Source organism: Microcoleus sp. BROC3 (assembly GCF_036702515.1).
Classification (GTDB): domain Bacteria; phylum Cyanobacteriota; class Cyanobacteriia; order Cyanobacteriales; family Microcoleaceae; genus Microcoleus.
In genome coordinates this window covers 13,568-33,641 of sequence record NZ_JAUBTQ010000019.1, presented here as the reverse complement: position 1 = coordinate 33,641, position 20,074 = coordinate 13,568, and the positions used below count along the sequence as shown (strand labels likewise).

Here is a 20,074-nt window from a genome sequence, read left to right as displayed (position 1 = left end):
AATTACGTGAACAAACCGGGTTTTTGCGTCCAGGACTGACAGGGTGCACATAAAATACCAGCGCCAATACAAGAAAATTAATATTTGCCCAATCGCCCAAATGTTAAAAATTGAAGGCTACCAGATTCTCGATCTAATTTACGAAAGCCCAAATTCGACGGTTTATCGAGGCATTCGCGAACAGGACAATCTACCTGTTATCTTCAAAATGCTCGCTCAAGATTATCCCGCTCCTGCTGAAATTACCCGCTACAAGCAGGAATACGAAATTACTTGCAATCTCAAAAATCTCGAAGGATTTGTCACAGTTTATAGCCTACAGGAGTATCAAAGAACTCTAGTCATTATCTTTGAAGATTTTGGCGGCACTTCTTTAAAAATGTTGAAGGATAACCCTGTAGAAACGCAAAATATTTCATCTTTACAGCACTTCCTCCGCATCGCTATTCAAACAGCAGAGATTTTGGCTCGAATTCATGCTGCCCAAATTATCCACAAAGACATTAACCCTGCCAATATCCTGCTCAACCCAGAAACCGGGCAAGTCAAAATTATCGATTTTGGCATTGCTACTGTCTTCACCCGCGAAAATCCTACCCTAAAAAACCCGAATGTTTTAGAAGGTACATTAGCCTATATTTCTCCAGAACAAACTGGAAGGATGAACCGTTCTCTTGATTATCGAACCGACTTTTACTCGTTGGGCGTTACATTCTACGAACTCCTCACCGGACAACTGCCATTTGCCGCTGACGATGCTTTGGAGTTGGTACATTGCCACATCGCCAAACAACCAGTACCGCCGCATCAGGTTAATCCAGAAATTCCCCAAATTATTTCCGATATCGCACTCAAACTCATGGCAAAAACAGCCGAGGAACGATATCAAAGTGCCTGCGGAATCAAAGCAGATTTAGAAGAATGCTTGAACCAGTTACAGACAAAGGGCAAAATTGAATCGTTCCCCCTCGGTAGTCAAGATATTTGCGACAAGTTCCAAATTCCCCAAAAACTTTACGGACGCGAGGCAGAAGTTGCAGTTTTACTAGCAGCATTTGCTCGAATCAGCCAAACAGAAAATAGCCAGCAATCCCGTAAAGAATTAATGCTGGTTGCTGGTTATTCTGGCATCGGGAAGTCAGCACTGGTATCCGAAGTTTATAAACCAATAACTAAGGCGAAAGGCTATTTTATCGCTGGAAAATTTGACCAGTTTCAGCGCAATATTCCTTACTCTGCTATTGTCAGTGCTTTCTCGGGATTAGTGCGACAACTGTTAACCGAAAGCGAAGAACAGCTTAATCAATGGCGAGAAAAATTATTAAATGCTTTTGGTGCTAACGGTCAAATCATTATTGATTTAATTCCCGAAGTTGAATTGATTGTGGGCAAACAGCCGACATTGCCTGCATTAGGGGCAAATGAATCGCAAAATCGCTTTAACCTTATCTTCGGCAATTTCATTCGGGTATTTTGCTCACAAAAGCATCCTTTAGTCATTTTTCTGGACGATTTGCAGTGGGCAGATTCTGGCACCCTCAAATTCATCCAACTGATGATGGCGGATGCAGATACCCAAGATCTATTTTTGATTGGAGCTTATCGAGACAACGAAGTCAATTCGACCCATCCCTCGATCGTGACTTTGGAATATATGCGCTCTGAGGGAGCCTCTGTTAACCAGATTACCCTGGTACCTTTAGCCCGACAACATATCAATGAATTGATTGCAGATACGTTGCAATGTAAGCCTTATGCTGTCAGAGATTTATCAGAATTAGTTCTCAAAAAAACTAGCGGCAATCCTTTCTTTATTACGGAATTATTAAAAGATTTATATACGGAAAATCTGCTAAATTTCGATGTTAAGGAGCGCAGTTGGCAGTGGGATATTTTTCAGATTGAAGCGAGGGAAATTACTGAAAATGTGGTAGAATTAATGGTTGGCAAACTCAATAAATTGCCGTCCGATACTCAACAGGTCTTGCGTTTTGCAGCTTGTATAGGTGCAGAGTTTGACTTAAACACTCTATCAATTATTTGCGATCGCTCTCCCGCTGAAATTTTCTATGCTCTGAAAAAAGCCATTCATTCTGAGTTAATTTTGACGCTCTCAGAATTAGATACTCAACTTTTAATTCAACACTATAAATTTGGACACGATCGCATCCAACAAGCAACTTATTCTTTGAGTGACGAATCAGAAAAACAAGCCATCCATTTACAAATTGGTCGCCTGTTGCTAAAGAACAGTTCACCCGAAACACGCTCAAAAAAAATATTTGAAATTGTCGATCATCTCAATCTCGGGGTAGGGCTAAGCATGGCTGCACAGCCCCTACTAACCAATCAACAAGAGCGAAACGAAATTGCCAAACTAAATTTGATAGCGGGCCAGAAAGCCAAAGCAGCGACGGCTTACACTGCTGCGGTTGAATATTTGAATACAGGATTAAGCCTCTTAACCAAAGAGAGTTGGCAAACGCAGTATGAGTTAACCCTAAATCTCTATCAAGAAACGGTAGAAGCTAATTATTTAAACACCAACTTTGACAGGGCAGAAAAATTAGCTGAAGTTATCTTGGAAAGAGCAATAACTCAGCTAGATAGGGTAAAAGCTTACGAACTTAAAGTGCAAATTTATACAGTTCAAAATCAGCCAGTTAAAGCAATAGAAATTGGTTTAGAAGCATTGGAAATACTTGATATTTCTCTTTCAACAGGGGGAGATATTAACGTAGAGCTGCCCGCACTGACAGACTTAGAAAATTTGCCGGAAATGACTGACGCTGCTCAACTAGCAGCTATGCGAATTTTGATGTCTATTTGTCCGTCAGCTTTATTTGCCAAACCCGGAGTTTTAGTGTTAATTATTTTGACAATGGTTAACCTGACTATTCAAAAAGGTTATTCAGCTTTTGCTGCTTATGCTTATGCTGCGTATGCTGTTATCTGTTCGGGAAAAGGCAACATAGAAACTGGATATCACGCCGGACAATTGGCACTGAAGCTAGTAAATATATATCAGGCTACAGAACTAAAAGCCAAAGTTTATAACTTATTTTGTTCATTGGTAAAACACTGGAAAGACCCCGCAAAAAACAGTCTCGCTCTGCTCCTAGAGGGAAGTAAAAGCGGACTAGACACAGGAGATAATGAGTACGCCTGTTATTGTATTAAAGCTTATTGTGTCACCCTATTTTTGACAGGAGAAGAACTAGAATATGTCGCCTCAAAAATGCAGGAATCAGGCAAACAATTATGCAAGCTAAAACAGGAATATGCTCTCTACCAGACTAATATATGGCGACAAGTTAGCTTGAATCTTTTGGGGAAAGCTGCGATGCCATCTCGTTTGCAGGGCGAAAGTTTTAATGAAGACGAAATCGTTCCCCGTTTATTAGCAGCGAATAACCGCACGCTGCTTTGTATTGTTTACCTTGCTAAACTAAATCTTGCTTATTTATTTAAAGACTATGCCGAGGCCGTGAAAAACGCGCTCGCAGCCGAAAAATACATAGATTCTGTCATGGGATTTATGTATGTTGCTATTCATAACTTTTACTATTCTCTGACTCTTCTCGCTCAGTATTCTACCCAACACCTAGAAAGTTTACATCAACTAGAATCAAACCAAGAGAAAATGAAGCAATGGGCAGAACTGGCCCCATCGAATTTCCAGCACAAATATGACTTAGTTAACGCAGAAAAAGCGCGAGTATTAGGAGATAATTGGCAAGCAGCTAAACTTTACGATCGAGCGATTCAAGGAGCAAGAGACAGTGGATATATTCAAGATGAAGCTTTAGCCTATGAATTAGCAGCGGAGTTTTATCTGGTAAGCGGTATGGAGGAGATTGCCCACACCTATCTCAAAGGATCGCACTACGGCTATACTTGCTGGCAAGCTTGGGCAAAAATTGAGGATTTAGAAGCAAGATATCCACAATTACAGGCTAAATCTGGGGGGAATATTATCCCAAACACAGGCACCATCATCCCAAATGCTCACACTACCACAGGAGCGGGTACAGCTTTAGATTTAGCAACAGTTATCAAAGCTTCCCAAGCCATTGCTGGTGAAATTGTGTTAGATCAATTACTCCGAAAATTGATGAAAATTATGATTGAGAATGCTGGCGCACAAGTGGGCTACTTGTTGCTGGAATCTCAGGGAAAACTACTAATTGAAGCATCGGGTTCAATTGATTGCGACAGCATCAATTTATTGCAGTCAATTTCACTTGAAAGCAGTCAGTTCGTGTCAATAGCAGTGATCAATTATGTCGTCCGAACTCACAAAAATGTTGTTTTAAATGATGCTACTCATGAAGGTATCTTTACTAACGACATTTATATCAAGACCAACCAAACTAAATCAATTCTGTGCGTTCCTATGCTCAAACAGAACCAGCTTATTTCAATAATTTACCTAGAAAATAACCTAGTAACAGGTGCATTTACTCCTGACAGAGTAGCCCTGTTAAAAGTCTTGTCCTCGCAAGCTGCCATTTCGATCGAAAATGCCCAACTCTATGCCAATCTAGAAGCAAAAGTCGAAGAACGCACCCAAGAATTATCACAAGCTTTAAGCAATCTCGAAGCCACCCAAGCCGGATTGATTCAATCAGAAAAAATGGCAGCTTTAGGACAACTGGTTGCCGGAGTTGCCCACGAAGTTAATACTCCCCTGGGTGCGATTCGCTCCTCTGCGGGAAATGTTTCTAAGTTCTTGAATCAAACTTTAGAACAGTTACCTGCACTTTTTCAATCTCTCTGCCCAGAAGAAGCACAGAGTTTCTTGAGTTTACTTCAGCGTTCCCTCCAACAAGAAGCAAACTTATCAACCAAAGAAGAACGCAAATTGAAGAGAGCTTTGAGAAGCCAACTGGAACAATTAGGAATTGAAAGTGGCGATACCGTAGCCGATCGCCTAGTGATGATGGGAGTTTATAATGAAATTGATATCTTTGTTCCCCTGCTGCAAAAACCCGACAGTTTGCACCTCCTAGAAATCGCGTACAAAATTTCCGAATTAAAACGAGGCATCGCTACTATCAACACAGCCACAGATAGAGCATCAAAAGTAGTTTTTGCATTGAAAACTTATGCCCGCTACGAACAGTCGGGCGAAAAAACGGTAGCCAGCATTACGGAAGGCATTGAAACTATCTTAACCCTCTATAAAAATCTCCTAAAACAGGGAGTTAAGGTCATCAAAAACTATGCCGAAATCCCGCCAATACTGTGCTATCCCGACGAACTCAATCAAGTTTGGACGAATTTAATTCACAATGCTTTGCAAGCAATGGATTATCGAGGCACGTTAACAATTGAGTTGACGGAGAAAGACCACCAGGCTAAGATTAGCATTACCGATAGCGGGCAGGGAATACCAGAAGAGATTAAATCGAAAATATTTAACCCGTTTTTTACTACAAAGCCGGCAGGAGAAGGCAGCGGATTGGGACTAGATATTGTGAAGAAGATTGTTGACAAACATCAGGGAAAAATTGAGGTAGAATCAATTCCGGGCAAAACTACATTTAATGTTTTCCTGCCAATGAGCGCTGTATAAGCAGGTTAAGGCGATTGCAAACGATATAACGTAGTAACTAGCTCGGATTTTATAAAAAAAATAATACAACTTTAGGCCAGTGCTGCCAACCCATCTCGAATCAGTCATCGCCAATCTAAAATCTAAAATCTAAAATGGTATTACTTGGTTCCACCCAACCTCGAATGTAGCCAAGCGGGAGGGTTTCAACTGTTAAAGCATTGGGAGGCTAATAACTCGGATTCCACCAGAAACGAATGTAAAACAGCAGTACGATGCGTTATGCTCAGCTAAGCTGCTACGCAGGTCAATTGCTTGCTGGCGGCGACTGGGAAGGGGAGAAGATTTGGCGATCGGTTGACTTGTGACATCTTAAGATAAGATGGGATCTAATCATACACTTTACTACTTTGACTACCTTTGCTACTAATGACAATTAAAAAGGAGAAAAAATAGATGTCTAAACCCGTTATTTTGTGCGTTGACGATGAGAGAATGGTGTTAGACAGTCTCAGGACGCAGCTAGCAGCAGAATTTGGGAATGATTACACATATGAAGGAGCTGAAGACGCTGAGGAGGCTTTAGATGTAATCAGCGAGATATATGACGAGGAATCCAGGGTTATTCTGATTATTTGTGATTGGTTAATGCCCGGTATTAAGGGAGATGAGTTGCTAATTCGCATTCACCAAAACTACCCCCATGTTATTAAAATTATGCTCACAGGTCAAGCTGATGAAGTAGCCATTGACCGAGCCAAAAAACAGGCTAACCTCCATCAATGCTTATCGAAACCTTGGTTGGAAGCCGATTTGCTGGAAACTATTAAATCCGGTTTATCTAAACTATGAGCCAACAGGTAATTATCTGTGTCGATGATGAGAGAACTGTACTCAGGAGCCTCAAAGCAGAACTGCAAGAGGCTGTAGGCAATTATATAATAGAAATTGCTGAAGGTGGAGAAGAGGCATTAGAGTTAATTGAAGAATTGCTAGAGGATGGGGACGAAATTCCTTTAATTATTTCAGACCACATTATGCCTGATATGAAGGGAGATGAGCTGTTAAAACAGGCTCATCTAATTTCGCCTAAAACTATAAAAATTATGCTGACAGGACAAGCAGATATTGGAGCGATCGTCCATGCTATCAACTCTGCAAACTTATATCGTTATATTACCAAACCTTGGCAAGCTGAAGATTTGAAATTGACGGTTAGAGAAGCGCTCAATAGTTATCTTCAAGAGAAACAACTGGCACAACAAAACGCTCAACTCCAGCAAATGAATCAGGAGTTAGCCGAGTTAAACAGCCAGCAAACCGCACTGATTGCTAAACTCCACGAAAATGAAAATCGGTTGACACAGTTTTTGGAAGCAATGCCTATTGGTGTGGGCGTGCTCGATGCAGAGGGCAAACTTTACTACATCAATCGCAAAGCAAAAGAAATATTTTTTAAAGGACTTGTACCGGATACGAGTTCCAAGCAATGGTCAGAGGTTTATCAACTCTATCAAGCAGGCACAAATCGAGAGTATCCTGTCGATAATTTGCCCCTCGTGCGCGCGTTGAAGGGGGAAAGTGCCACGGCTGACGATGCAGAAGTTCATCAAGGTGACAAGATTATTCCCCTAGAAATCTTCGCTACTCCAATCTACGATCGACAAGGCAATATTGTTTATGCTATCAACACTCTTCAAGATATCAGCGAACGCAAAGAAGCTGAGGCAGAGCGCCAAAAGTTCATTGAGGATCTCTTTGAGGTCAATTGCAATTTGGAACTTTCACTGGATGCAGAATTAGAAATTGCGGAGGCGACAAGCCGCTTTGTACCCAATGAGTTTTTAGCTTTTTTGGGATGTGACAGTATTGTTGATATTAAATTGGGAGAAGCGGTGGAGTTGGAAATGTCGGTTTTGTTTTCTGACATCCGCGATTTCACTACTCTCTCGGAACAGATGACACCGCAAGAAAATTTCAAATTTATAAATTCTTATTTGAGTCGAATGGAACCGCTGATTGTCGAAAATCAGGGGTTTATTGATAAATATATTGGCGATGCAATTATGGCTTTGTTTAGCGAGGGGGCGGATGATGCTGTGAAAGCGGGAATTGCGATGCTGCATACTCTTGCTGAATACAATCGAGATCGCGCTTCTCTGGGTTATGTGCCAGTTGAGATTGGGGTGGGAATCAATACTGGTTCTTTGATTCTGGGTATAGTGGGCGGAAAAAGCCGGATGGACGGTACTGTGATTAGCGATGCGGTTAATTTGGCTTCTCGGATTGAAAGTTTGACTAAAAATTACGAGGTGTCGCTGTTAATTACTCAGCAGACTTTCGATCGCTTGACAAATCCTGCTGATTATGCAATTCGGGTAATTGATAAAGTTCAGGTTAAGGGTAAGTCTGAATGGGTGACTGTTTATGAAGTTTTTGATGCGGATTTGCCGGAAGTTAAAGCGGGGAAGTTAGCTACTTTGCAAGTGTTTACTGAGGCTTTGTCTTTGTACAATATGAATAATTTTAGGGAAGCTTCGGCACTTTTTGCTGATTGTTGGCGGCAAAATCCGGCGGATAACGTGGCTCGAATTTATTTGGAAAGGTGTAATTAAGGAAGAACGAAGTTCGGCAACGGATTCTGGAACGGATTTAAGGGATTTAACGGATGGATGGAAGTTCGGCAACGAATTCGCTCGATGGATGTAACGGATGTAACGAATGGCAGGAAGAAGCAATAAAAGCTAGGGTTTGAGCAATAGATAACTTATGCAAAATTTCTATATGTAGGGCTTCATCCACACCGTACCTTACCGCTTTAGTCCGAGCGAGTTTTATGAGGGCTTTAGTCCTCACTACAAACAGCGACTCGTTATCCCGATTCAAGGGGGACGATCGCACTTTACGGTTGTTCGATCGGTTGTTCGATCGGCATTTCTATGATAAACTCAGCTCCTTGGCCCGGTGCAGACACGCAGCTAAGTTGGCCACCGTGTTCTTGGACAACTTTGTAGGAAATTGACAGGCCCAAACCGGTGCCTTTGCCGGCGGGTTTGGTGGTAAAAAAAGCCTCGAATAACTGCTGGGAAACTTCTTCGGGCATACCCGGGCCGTTGTCAGAAATCCGAATTACAGCATTGGAGTTGTGGACTTCTGTCCTAATTTTAATCTTGCTGCGGTTAGCTTTGGCTTCGGTAACTGAACGGCCTTCGTTGTATTCCTCGATCGCGTCGATCGCATTTCCGATCAAATTCATAAATACCTGATTGATTTTCCCGGCATAACACTCAACCAAAGGCAAATTTCCATAGTCTTTAATTACTGCAATTTCGGGATAGTTGCCTCTGGCTTTCAAACGGCTTTGCAGGATCAGCAACGTTCCTTCAATCCCTTCGTGCAGGTTAACCTTGCTCATTTGAGAATCGTCTTTGCGGGAGAAATTTCTGAGCGATCGCACAATTTCCCGAATGCGATCGGCCCCAACCTGCATCGAAGACATCGCTTTCGGCAAATCTTCTAGCAGAAACTCTAATTCGATATCCTTAATTTTATTTTGAATTGCTGCCGGCGGCTGCGGGCAGTGCGTCTGGTACATATCGAGCAAATTCAGCAAATCTTCCGTGTAGTGGCCGACGTGGACGAGATTGCCGCAGACGCTGCTAACGGGATTGTTAATTTCGTGAGCAACACCGGCTACCATTTGACCGAGAGTAGACATTTTCTCAGTGTGAATCAATTGAGCTTGAGTTTGCTGCAATTCGTGCAAAGTATTTTCGAGTTGAAGTTTTTGTTGGGTTAACTCTGTTTGCGATCGCAGCAAAGCTTCTTCACTGCGTTTCTGCTCGGAAATATCAGTAATTAACCCTTCCAAAGCTATCAATTCTCCCGAGTCGGAAAACACGCCCAAACCTTGCTCCCAAACCCATTTTAATTCGCCATTTTTAGAAGTTATTCGGTAATTTAGCTGATATGGTCGATTTTCTTGCAACGCAACTTGCACGGCATTCCACAAATTATCGCGATCGTCCGGGTGTGTCAATTCCGATATAGAAATTTGCCGAGTGCCGATAAATTCTTCAGGAGAATAGCCGGCTAACTGATAGCAACCTTCGCTGACAAACTCCATACTGCGATCGGCATCGTTGCGAAAACGGTAGGCCATCCCCGGCAAATTGCTCATCAGCGTCGCCAAGGCCCGCTGGCTTTCCCGTAGGGCTTCTTCGGCGTGTTTGCGATCCGTAATATCCGTCATCACCGCCAGCATACAGAGTTCGCCGTCCAAATTAATCAATTCCGCTGACAGCAAACACACCACCACCGATCCCGACTTCATCCGAAACTCGCACTCCTGATTGCGAACAACACCTTGTTCGTGCAAACTTCGCCTAAAATTAAGTCGGTCTTCAGGCCTTACCCAAATATTTAACCCCGGTACTGTGTTCCAGGTCGTTTCTTCTAAATCGTAACCAGTCATCGACAAAAAACTATCATTAACTTCAATAAAACGACCCTCAGCAAAAGTAGTAATAATCATCGGATCTGGACTCGATCGAAAAGCCTTAGAAAACTTTTCTTCCGACAATCTCAACTTTTTAATAGCCTCTTCCAACTGACTTGTCCGCTTTTTAACCCGGCATTCCAATACCTCGTTAGCCTGCTTCAGGGCCTCCTCAGCCTCCACCCGATAAGTGATATCGCGCACCACGGCTTGCAGCCCCATTTTGCCGCCGATATCCATAGAAGTTAGCAGCACTTCCGCCGGAAACTCAGAACCGTCCAAACGGCAGTGCCGCCAGTCAAAACGGCAATTTCCCATTTCTATAGCCGTATTAATTCGGTCTTGATAAAGACTTATAGAATCTTGTCCGTCCGGTTGCAGCGGCGGGCTAAATTCCCCAGGATGCTTGCCGCAAAACTCCGATTCAGTGCTGCATCCAAATAAGTTTAAAGTAGCCGGATTGCAATCCAAAAAACCCTCTTCGTCGAGCAGCATTACCGCATCAGTCGTCGATTCGTACAAAGTGCGAAACTTTTTTTCCGACGCTTGCAAAGAAGCAATCAACTGCATCTTTTCCTCAGCCGCCCGCTTTTGCTCGGTAATATCCTGCATTACTTGAGAAAACCCCTGCAACTCTCCCCTTTCATCGCGCAAAGGAGTAACAATAATATTCGCCCAAAATCGCGACCCATCTTTGCGAAACCGCCAGCCTTCATTTTCGTATCGACCTTCTGCCAGCGCCCGGGTTAATTTTTCTTGGGGTTTGCCGATTTCAATATCTTCTTTTGTGAAAAAACACTCCGAATTATTGCCGACTATTTCATGAGCTTTGTATCCCAAAATGCGTTCTGCACCAGAATTCCAGCTAGCTACATACCCGTCAGGATCTAACATAAATATAGCATAATCCTTAACACCTTCAATTATTAAGCGCAGGCGTTCTTCGCTTTCTCGAAGTCCCGATTCTGCTTGCTTGCGCTGGGTGATATCTTCTACAAAACCTTCGTAGTAGAGCAATTTACCCCCTTCATCGCAGACAGCCCGCGCATTTTCAGCGATCCAAATTATTGTGCCGTCTCGGCGATAAATCTGCGACTCAAAATCCGATACGATACCCTGTTCTTGCAAAGCAAAAACAAACTGATCGCGGCGATCGGGATTGACGTAAAGCTGGTCGCTGATATCAGTCAGACAGCTCATCAATTCTGCTGCGGAGTTATATCCGTAGATGCGAGCCAAAGCTGGGTTAGCGCTGATGTAGCGACCTGATTCGGTTGTTTGAAAAATACCCGACACAGCATTTTCAAACATACTGTAATATTTTGCTTCCATTTGGTGCAGTGCCTCCGCGACATTCAGGCATTCTATCGATTTATTTTCTAATTTTTGATTGCGCACTTTTGAATACCCTGCTATTGTGTTTGAGTTGCATACTTTTTGTCTAGCGCCTGTTAAATCTAAGCCGTTAATGAGGTAGAAAGATGCTGTGTTGCAGCCGGAGACGAGTATGTTTATTCATCTGTCCTACTAGCCTGTTAGTTGTTAAGTGTTGCTGATGAAAGTTGAGTTTATCCGGTGTCTTGATTTGAGGCTTGACTGGCTGTCACGATCGCATTTGCAAATCGACCGGCCTGCGGTGCAGGTATTCGAGCAAAACCCCCCTCCTTAAAATGTCCCTGAATATATTAGCAGTTGAATACCCTGAAATAATTTAGTGGCAAGGCTGTTGTTACAATAATAAAAGGCAGCGACTTCTACAACCGCAACAGTCTATTTTTAGGATTTGGGAAAGAGTGCGATCGACTCTTCCCCTAGGCAACTAACCCGCCTGCATGAACTAAACGCTCACAGTCCGTGCTGTCAGTCGATTTTAGATTTTAGATTTTAGATTAAAGAATTGACTCCACAGATGAATCAGGGGCTCCCTAATTTCTAAAATTTTTTGGTCTCCACAACTCCTGTCGGAAATTTTTATCGGTCTTTGGGTGCTCAGAGTTACTGTTAAGTATTTTTGCTGATAGATAATACAGCAGACTGCTGGCAGTTGTACGATCTGGGGTTTCTATGTAAAGTTGGCACAACAATAGGGTAATTGTTGTATCAAAAAATTCATATTCTGCTACTGCGGGCGGAAAAATTCTGTAGCGGTGCTGGCATTTGGGCAAAAATCTGCGCCCGATCGCGCAAAATGTGGTCGGCAAGTCTGGTAAAATCCCGATCGATTCTCGGTTTGGCCGCCAAGCTCGATCGGGCTAAATTTGACTAGAACTAATAAATGAAAGATTCTCCTCTACTAGCAACGCCAGAGTTTTCCCCTGCTTCAATCCAGACGGCGGATTCTTTTGTATGGCCAGCCCTCCTGCAACAACTATTAGACAGACAATCTCTCTCACGCGCCCAAGCAGCCGACTTAATGCAGGGATGGCTAGCCGAAGCTATTCCCCCCGTCCTCTCAGGAGCAATTTTAGCGGCCATCCAAGCCAAAGGCATCTCTGCCCAAGAATTGGCAGGAATGGCTCAGGTATTGCATTCTCAGTCGCTTGCAGGCGAATCCGAGAGCGTTTTCAATTCCCAATCTCCAATCTCCAATCTCCAATTAATTGATACTTGCGGCACCGGCGGCGACGGCGCTTCCACGTTTAACATTTCCACTGCTGTCGCTTTTGTGGCCGCCGCCGGCAAAGTTCGAGTCGCGAAACACGGAAATCGCTCCGCATCAAGCAAAGTGGGTTCTGCTGACGTGTTGGAAGCACTGGGAGTCAACCTCAACGCCGATGCCGCGAAGGTGAGATCTGCGGTAGACGCAGTAGGGATCACCTTTTTATTTGCGCCTGGGTGGCATCCGGCACTTAAGGCTGTAGCGTCGCTCCGGCGCACTTTGAAGGTACGGACTGTTTTTAACCTTTTAGGGCCTCTTGTCAATCCTATGCGCCCTACAGGCCAGGTAATTGGGGTGTTCGATCCTAGTCTGGTATCAACTATTGCCCAAGCTTTGGGCGAGTTGGGGACTGAGTTAGCTGTAGTCGTTCACGGCAGAGAAAAATTGGACGAGGCGGGTTTGGGTGATGTGACTGATTTGGCGGTTTTGTCGGATGGCAAAGTCGAACTCACTACTTTAGACCCCCAAAAGCTAGGATTGACACCAAGTGCGATCGGCTCGTTAAAAGGCGGAAATGTTGAGGAAAACGCCGAGATTTTGCGGCACGTTTTGCAAGGCCAAGGTACGCCCGCACAAATGGATGTTGTAGCTTTGAATGCGTCTTTGGCTTTTCAGGTGGGAGGTGCAATTCCTATGGGTTCTCACGCAGCAGGAGTTTCTCTGGCTAAGGACATTTTATTGAGCGGCGAATCTTGGGTGAAGTTGCAGCAGTTGATTGAGTTTTTGAAATGAAGGAAGTTCGGCAACGGATTTTGTAACGGATGTAACGGATGTAACGGATGGAAGAAGGATGAAGGATGAAGGAAAAAGGAAGAAGGATGAAGGAAGAAGGAATTTTTTGTTTTAACTAACCAACAAGAAAAATTATTGAATTTTCAATTTTTCTTTACTTCTTCCCTCGGACTTATTCGTTTTTTTTAAGAGCGCGGTCGAAATTCAATGACATCTTGCTTAATAGTCACATCTTTATTACCAAAAAAATCGTGACCCAAAAGTCCGATATCTAGGGATGGCGAGATGGCAACAACTACATTTTGAACCGCCAGACCCCCAGCTTCAATAGAAGTCAGGCGACCGAGGGGAAAAGTAGCCACTCCGTTGGGAGTTTGTGCTTGCACTGTTCCCTGAAGAACAACGCCCAAGGCTTTAGCCATTGCTGGTGTAATTACTGTGCCACTAGCTCCAGAATCTACCATCATCTCGAACTTTTGTTTGCCGTTAAACGTGACTTCTATGACGGGGATATTAGCCTCTCGGCGTTTAATTTTTGCCTGAAATACTCCAGACTTCGCCGCGGGCGAAGTAGCGGGATTCAAGGCTTCGGGGAGAAAACCGCAGACTGATTGGCTGAGGTTGAGGGTTCGGCCTGACGAGCTGCGCATGAAGCATCCCTCACTTTCTTGAGCCACTGCTCGCGAGGAGTGGGCAACAGTCCCTACTAAAATTGAACTGCTCAAAGAAATAACTGTTGTTACAACCAGTAACGGTTTGCGCAGTTTTTGAGCGTTCAGTAGATGCTTGTATAAGTTTGAGAGTAAAGGCAAGGGAGATTTGCTAGCCATAATTTCGTTAAACGCTGTAGCTCGATCGTAACAGCGACAACTGCCTTTTGGTATAGATTTAGACTTTGGGCCCTCATAAGCTGCTGGCAGATCAATTGCTGGCCCAGAGGGAGATGGAGAGAGTGGGAGATGCCGAGGGTGGGGAGTAGGACAATTTGCAGTTGTTGCAGCTTTTTGATTACCTGTTGCTTCTGCCTCCGGCATAAGTGCCTTGCTTTGCCGAACTCTTGCACAAATTAAAATAATATCTGTATATTGCCGACTAGCATCAAATCCCTGGCAGTGGTAAGAATTAAACCAAACGAAAGTAATTAAGGATGCCATGTCACTTTCAACTGCACAACCCGCTCTCCTAGTCCTGGCTGACGGTACTGCTTACCGCGGCTGGTCGTTTGGCGCTGAAGCCACCGTCGTTGGCGAGGTAGTATTTAATACGGGAATGACGGGCTACCAAGAAGTATTGACCGATCCCAGCTATTGCGGTCAAATTGTAACTTTTACTTATCCAGAATTGGGCAATACCGGGGTAAATCTCGAAGACGAAGAATCTTCGCGCCCGCAAATTCGGGGTGCGATCGCCCGCAACGTATGCAGCCGCCCCAGCAACTGGCGCTGCTCGCAATCTCTGCAAGACTACCTGAAACAGTACGATATCCCGGGCATTTACGGGATCGACACCCGCGCCCTCACTCGCAAAATTCGCACGGTGGGAGCAATCAACGGCGGCATTTCGACCGCGATTCTCGACCAGGCGGAGCTTTTGGAGCAAGTGCAACAGGCCCCCAGCATGGCCGGGCTGAATCTGGTTGGGGAAGTGACCACCCGCAAGGTTTACGAGTGGTCTGAAGCCACGGATTCGGTTTGGGAGTTCAGTCCCACAGTCAAACCTGCTAGCGGCAAAATGTGGACGGTGGTAGCGATCGATTTTGGGATCAAGCGCAACATCCTGCGGCGTTTGGCAAGTTACGGGTGTCGGGTGATCGTTGTCCCCGCTGACACGTCGCCAGAGGAAATCCTCAAATACAACCCGGATGGCATTTTTCTGTCCAACGGCCCGGGAGATCCCGCGACGGTAACGGAAGGGATCGCGACGGCAAAAGCTCTGTTGAATTCGGACAAACCTGTATTCGGTATCTGCATGGGACACCAGATTTTGGGACTTTCCTTGGGTGCAGAAACTTTTAAACTCAAGTTCGGCCACCGGGGATTGAATCAGCCGGCGGGTTTAACCCAGCGAATAGAAATTACTAGCCAAAATCACGGTTTTGCGATCGACCCGGATTCCCTAGTCCCCGAAGTAGAAATTACTCATCTCAACTTGAACGATCGCACCGTAGCCGGATTGAAGCACAAAACCCTGCCGCTGTTCTCAGTCCAGTACCACCCGGAAGCCAGTCCCGGCCCGCACGACGCCGACTATTTATTCGATCGATTCGTGCAGTCAATGCGAGACAATCAGAAAGTAGCCAGCAGTAAGTAGTCATTCGTCATTCGTCATTCGTCAGCAGTCAGCAGTCCGCTAATGACTGCTGCCTCAAAAAAAACTAAAAACCGCTGACTAAAAAAACTGTAGACAAAAGACCAAAAAACTCCTATAATGAAGCCTCGACTTTAAGCCATATCTAGCTAGGAGGGTGTCATTCCTGAGTCATTGACCCTGACCGTTAGCCTCAGAGGCACTCGCGAAGTCAAGAATAACTATCAGTTATTTCGCCTGACTGGCCTGCTGGACGCTTTTTCTGAGGCAACTTTTCGGAAGGTACTGAGCAAATGTATTGACGAGGGCCCAAAACACGTAGTTTTGGACTTGTCTCAGATAGATTTTGTGGACAGTTCAGGCTTGGGTGCACTTGTGCAACTTGTCAAGAAAGCCCAAACATTGGAGGGGACATTGCAAATTGTCTCAAATCCTCGCGTAACTCAGACTGTTAAACTGGTTCGCTTAGAGAAATTTTTGTCTTTGCAGCCTTCGGTTGATGAGGCGGTAAAAAACGTCAAGGATGCTTGACGAAAAGTGGATTTAATTAGCTATCCGGTTATCAACGCTGGATAGCAAATTTTTATGGTTGTGCTGGTATAACAATACCGATTTTCCCAGAAGCTGCGACACGCACAAGCCGCTATTTCCCTGGATGCTTTGATATCCGGTGGATAGCCAGTAAAATATTTGTGGCAAACACGCGGAAAAATGGTATAAGAAGTAGGGAACAAGCAGGTAGCGATCGCGTTAACAAAGCCGTGCAGTCGCTATAATTGCTGAAGTGACGAAAGACGAAATAAGTAAGTGACTAGAAAAACCAAGCTGTGCGGAAGTTTTATTTAAAAAAGTATGTCGCCGATCGCAGATGACGGGCTCAAACTGAGTCTGACTGATATCAGTTTAAATCGACAGCATCCTGCGAGGGCTACACCAGCAGATATAGAAAGGATTTCGCCCGCAGCGTGGGCATATTTGGGAGATGCAGTGTACGAACTCTACGTTCGGAGTTCGTACTTAGTGCCACCCAAAAGATTGCAAGCTTATCACGAATTGGTGGTGGGGCAAGTACGAGCCGAAACTCAAGCGCGTCACTTGCGATCGCTCTCTCCTTACTTGAACAGTATAGAATTAGCAATTGTCAAGCGCGGGCGCAATGCCGCATCGGGCCGTTCTAAGCGAGCAGATCCAGAAATATACCAACAAGCCAGCAGCTTAGAAACCTTGGTCGGATATTTGTACCTCACCGATCCCGAAAGATTGACCGAACTTTTGGCACTTTTAGAACTTGAGACTTAAAGGATGTTGTAGCAGTTAAGAGTTGGGAATGGGGAAGATTAATTAACCATCCTGCCACGGTGGCTAACATAAAACAGCAAAAATCTCGATCGGGCAAACAGGATCGATCGGCCATTAATTAGCAACTTTAGCACAGTAAAATCCTTGCTCCCTCTCCAGCCAATCTAAAATCTCACAGCCTCAAGATTCATCCGTTAATTCTTCAATTATTCAATCAATGCTTCCTCTCCAGCCAATCTAAAATCTCAAAGCCCCAAGATTGCTCCGTCAATTCTTCAATCGAAAATCGAAAATCAAAAATCGTTTTGACTGCCACAAGAAACCCATGAGAAAATTTACCAAACCAAACTCCTCGCGATCGAATTCCGACAGCAAGCCATTCAAAAGCGAAGGTCGCCGTCAGGACTCACAACCATCGTCTCCCCGTTTTGAACGCAAGCCCCGTCCCGACACTGGCGGAATAGACGCGCCTCAAAAAAGATCGACCTTCTCCCCCCAATCCCGAGAAATGCCCGTGCGAGCAATTTTCAAACGGAGAGTCGATTCCGACAGCCAACCGTCCCTTCGCAGAAATAATCCTTTCCAAGACAGAGACAGTAGCCCGCAGGAATCCCGGGGCAATTATTACCAAGACAGAGACAGAGACAGCAGCCCCCAGCCGGCCCGCAACAATTTCAGAGACAGAGACAGAGACAGCAGCCCCCAGCAATCGCGGGGCAATTATTACAAAGACAGAGACAAAGACAGTAGCCCGCAGGAATTCCGGGGCAACCATTTCAGAGACAGAGACAAAGAGAGAGACACTCGCCCTGTTGACAGTGCCTCAAATACAGTCGTGCAACCAGACACAGACACAGACATGATTTACGGCCGCCATGCGGTGCAAGCAGCTTTAGAAACAAACCAAGTGCTCAACCGGATCTGGGTTGTCCCGCACCTGCGCTACGATCCCCGCTTTCACAGCTTGCTAACCGAAGCCAAGGCCAACGGCAGCATCATTGATGAAGTAGACGATTTGCGCCTCGACTACATCACGCGCAAAGCAAACCACCAAGGCGTAGCAGCTCAAGTATCAGCTTACGAATACCTGGATTTGAGCGAACTGATCGCGAAGGCTAAGTCTGCTTGCGAAGATCCAGTAATTGTGGTAGCAGAAGGACTCAACGACCCGCATAATCTAGGGGCGATTATTCGCACCGCAGAAGCATTGGGATCTCAGGGCATGGTGATTCCGCAGCGGCGGGCTGTTGGGATTACCTCGGCAGTGAGAAAAGTGGCAGCCGGAGCATTGGAAAGCCTGCCAGTGGCAAGAGTTGTCAATCTTAACCGGGCGCTGGAAGAATTGAAAGAGGCTGGATTCTGGATTTATGGCACTGCAGCAGGCGTCGGTCAATCGGTAGAGACAGTCAAGTTCTCCGGACCCACTGTTTTAGTGGTGGGTGGTGAAGCTGACGGTTTGAGCCTTTTGATACAGCGCGGTTGTGACGGATTAGTTTCAATTCCTTTAAGGGGCCATACTCCTAGCCTTAATGTCTCCGTAGCCACGGGTATGGCTCTATACGAAATTTACCGCCAGCGCGGGCCCAAAAAGTTTCACGTACACGGATCGTAAGGGTAATTAGCCCCACCTCCTAAAGCCGGGGGCTTCTTGCCCCCCAAGCTTCCCATCTTCGGTGATTGAAAAAAAGAATGCAACACAGTATAACAAAGTGTGCATAACCAAGGTCTAGGCCTTGCCTGCACCACTCTGGAAAAAACCGTAAAATACATTACAAAATCACATGAAAGAACTCTTGATTAGCTTGCTCAACTTCTTCGGATTGGCTTGGTGGGTTGAAGTTAAAACTTCAGCGCCGCGGTGCATTTACTATTTTGGCCCGTTCTTGACTTCTCAAGAGGCCGAAGGTGCAAAAGCAGGATATGTAGAAGACATAGAAAATGAAGGTGCAGAAGGTATTAGTGTTTCGATTCACCGCTGCAAACCTATTACTTTGACGGTGGCAGATGATTTGGGAAAGCTTGGTGAGGGAGGGCTGTTGCCTGTTTTGAGCGGTCAGTAGAAGCAGAGGGAATTTTGAGTTTGGAGTTTTGAGTTTTGGGTGGTAAATCCAAAACTCTTTACTGTTGGGAATAAATTACTTGTGACCAACTAAAAACTCAACACTCGCAATTGTCAACTGCTTCGGGGAAACATTCAATCCAGCGATCGATGTCTGCGAGTACCCGATCGGGAATTTCCCAAGGGAACAAGTGGGCTGTATTTGGATAGCACTGCCACTGACATTCGTGGAGGTGGCGGGCTGTTTCTAAACTTGATGCCGAGGTGATGTGCCGATCGGCCTCTCCGGCGAGCACCAAGCAGGGACATTGAATGTCGCCGAGGTGGAGCAGCCGGTTGTATCCGGCCCTCAGAGCGGTATTTAACGCGTTTGTAGCGACGTTTCCGGTCTTGAGGTAGGCGGGGGTACCGGCGGCGGCGAGATAGCGGTAAGGCGTCGCTGTATGCTGCTGTATCAAGTAGCGAAAGAGCGATCGCCTGCCAAAAGTATCGATATTCCACTGCCAACCGGGTATCGCCCAATTGATAATTCCGGCTAAACCGGTGTAAAGGTTATCTTGCCAAGAGATGGGAGGGTGACTTCCTCGCGGTTTGGCGGCGGAGGCGAGTACAATCAAACCGGTGACTCGCTGTGGATATTTCATGGCTAATTCCAGGGCTAAAATCCCTCCCAAAGACCATCCGAGCACCAAACACCGATCGACTCCCAATCTGTCTAACAGTGCCTCTAAATCGAGGAGGTGGTCGGTCATTTCAAAGCGAGTGGAGGTGCGGCTGTTGCCGTATCCGCGCAAGTCTGGGGCGATCGTCTGGAACCGCTTTGATAAGTGTTCTGTGAAGACGGACATACAATCGCCGGAACCTGGATGACCGTGCAAGCAGAGAATCGGAAACCCTTCGCCTTTGACGGAAACGCTTAGTTTTTGATGCGCCATTTTTTAACTGTTTGGGGGGTGCGTCGTC

The 20,074-nt window shown here is 45.3% G+C and carries 13 protein-coding genes; 10 read left to right on the top strand and 3 right to left on the bottom strand.

The features are described 5' to 3' along the window. Positions 1–100: 100 nt before the first annotated feature. The 3 genes from QUB30_RS14145 to QUB30_RS14135 all read left to right on the top strand — a co-directional run bounded on the left by QUB30_RS14145 (position 101) and on the right by QUB30_RS14135 (position 8,172). The gene (locus QUB30_RS14145; protein ID WP_333334212.1) at positions 101–5,578 is read left to right on the top strand and encodes an AAA family ATPase; all 5,478 of its coding nucleotides are present in this window, start codon (positions 101–103) and stop codon (positions 5,576–5,578) included. 435 nt (positions 5,579–6,013) lie between these two features. Then, on the top strand, positions 6,014–6,409 hold the full coding sequence (locus QUB30_RS14140; protein WP_333334210.1) for a response regulator: 396 nt from the start codon (positions 6,014–6,016) through the stop codon (positions 6,407–6,409). Beyond that, positions 6,406–8,172, top strand: a complete 1,767-nt coding sequence (locus QUB30_RS14135) for an adenylate/guanylate cyclase domain-containing protein (RefSeq protein WP_333334206.1) — start codon at positions 6,406–6,408, stop codon at positions 8,170–8,172. Before QUB30_RS14140 ends, QUB30_RS14135 begins: the two co-directional genes overlap by 4 nt. 287 nt (positions 8,173–8,459) lie before the next feature. On the opposite strand, the gene QUB30_RS14130 is transcribed toward QUB30_RS14135, so the two are convergent. Beyond that, entirely contained in the window at positions 8,460–11,453 is a 2,994-nt protein-coding gene (locus QUB30_RS14130; protein ID WP_333334203.1) for a PAS domain S-box protein, read from the bottom strand. 694 nt (positions 11,454–12,147) lie between these two features. Here QUB30_RS14130 and QUB30_RS14125 point away from each other — a divergent pair. Together QUB30_RS14125 and trpD are read left to right on the top strand one after the other, a co-directional pair. Further along, complete coding sequence (locus QUB30_RS14125) at positions 12,148–12,321, top strand: hypothetical protein (protein WP_333334201.1); 174 nt, start codon at positions 12,148–12,150, stop codon at positions 12,319–12,321. Positions 12,322–12,330: 9 nt separating this feature from the next. Beyond that, positions 12,331–13,446 (top strand): anthranilate phosphoribosyltransferase, encoded by a 1,116-nt coding sequence (gene trpD, locus QUB30_RS14120; protein ID WP_333334199.1) that lies wholly within the window; start codon positions 12,331–12,333, stop codon positions 13,444–13,446. A gap of 185 nt (positions 13,447–13,631) precedes the next feature. On the opposite strand, the gene QUB30_RS14115 is transcribed toward trpD, so the two are convergent. Further along, complete coding sequence (locus tag QUB30_RS14115) at positions 13,632–14,600, bottom strand: retropepsin-like aspartic protease (protein ID WP_333334197.1); 969 nt, start codon at positions 14,598–14,600, stop codon at positions 13,632–13,634. Here QUB30_RS14115 and carA point away from each other — a divergent pair. From carA to QUB30_RS14090, 5 genes are all read left to right on the top strand, one after another. After that, positions 14,599–15,756, top strand: coding sequence for a glutamine-hydrolyzing carbamoyl-phosphate synthase small subunit (gene carA / locus QUB30_RS14110; RefSeq protein WP_333334195.1), 1,158 nt, complete (start codon positions 14,599–14,601; stop codon positions 15,754–15,756). The genes QUB30_RS14115 and carA overlap by 2 nt on opposite strands. A gap of 171 nt (positions 15,757–15,927) precedes the next feature. Beyond that, positions 15,928–16,284, top strand: a complete 357-nt coding sequence (locus QUB30_RS14105) for an STAS domain-containing protein (protein ID WP_333239745.1) — start codon at positions 15,928–15,930, stop codon at positions 16,282–16,284. Positions 16,285–16,605: 321 nt separating this feature from the next. Then, complete coding sequence (locus QUB30_RS14100; RefSeq protein ID WP_333334192.1) at positions 16,606–17,052, top strand: ribonuclease III domain-containing protein; 447 nt, start codon at positions 16,606–16,608, stop codon at positions 17,050–17,052. Between the two features lie 325 nt (positions 17,053–17,377). Further along, entirely contained in the window at positions 17,378–18,664 is a 1,287-nt protein-coding gene (rlmB, locus tag QUB30_RS14095) for a 23S rRNA (guanosine(2251)-2'-O)-methyltransferase RlmB (RefSeq protein WP_333334190.1), read from the top strand. Positions 18,665–18,833: 169 nt separating this feature from the next. After that, complete coding sequence (locus QUB30_RS14090) at positions 18,834–19,112, top strand: DUF1816 domain-containing protein (RefSeq protein ID WP_333334188.1); 279 nt, start codon at positions 18,834–18,836, stop codon at positions 19,110–19,112. Between the two features lie 97 nt (positions 19,113–19,209). On the opposite strand, the gene QUB30_RS14085 is transcribed toward QUB30_RS14090, so the two are convergent. Beyond that, a complete protein-coding gene (locus tag QUB30_RS14085; protein WP_333334186.1) occupies positions 19,210–20,046 on the bottom strand; it encodes an alpha/beta hydrolase in 837 nt (278 codons plus the stop codon). Positions 20,047–20,074 lie beyond the last annotated feature (28 nt).

Bases quoted from the DNA above. Each gene is read 5' to 3' on its own strand.
- QUB30_RS14135 (WP_333334206.1), top strand. From the start codon at position 6,406: ATGAGCCAACAGGTAATTATCTGTGTCGATGATGAGAGAACTGTACTC.
- rlmB (WP_333334190.1), top strand. From the start codon at position 17,378: ATGAGAAAATTTACCAAACCAAACTCCTCGCGATCGAATTCCGACAGC.
- QUB30_RS14145 (WP_333334212.1), top strand. From the start codon at position 101: ATGTTAAAAATTGAAGGCTACCAGATTCTCGATCTAATTTACGAAAGC.
- QUB30_RS14100 (WP_333334192.1), top strand. From the start codon at position 16,606: ATGTCGCCGATCGCAGATGACGGGCTCAAACTGAGTCTGACTGATATC.
- QUB30_RS14140 (WP_333334210.1), top strand. From the start codon at position 6,014: ATGTCTAAACCCGTTATTTTGTGCGTTGACGATGAGAGAATGGTGTTA.
- trpD (WP_333334199.1), top strand. From the start codon at position 12,331: ATGAAAGATTCTCCTCTACTAGCAACGCCAGAGTTTTCCCCTGCTTCA.
- QUB30_RS14085 (WP_333334186.1), bottom strand. From the start codon at position 20,046: ATGGCGCATCAAAAACTAAGCGTTTCCGTCAAAGGCGAAGGGTTTCCG.
- carA (WP_333334195.1), top strand. From the start codon at position 14,599: ATGTCACTTTCAACTGCACAACCCGCTCTCCTAGTCCTGGCTGACGGT.
- QUB30_RS14090 (WP_333334188.1), top strand. From the start codon at position 18,834: ATGAAAGAACTCTTGATTAGCTTGCTCAACTTCTTCGGATTGGCTTGG.
- QUB30_RS14115 (WP_333334197.1), bottom strand. From the start codon at position 14,600: ATGGCATCCTTAATTACTTTCGTTTGGTTTAATTCTTACCACTGCCAG.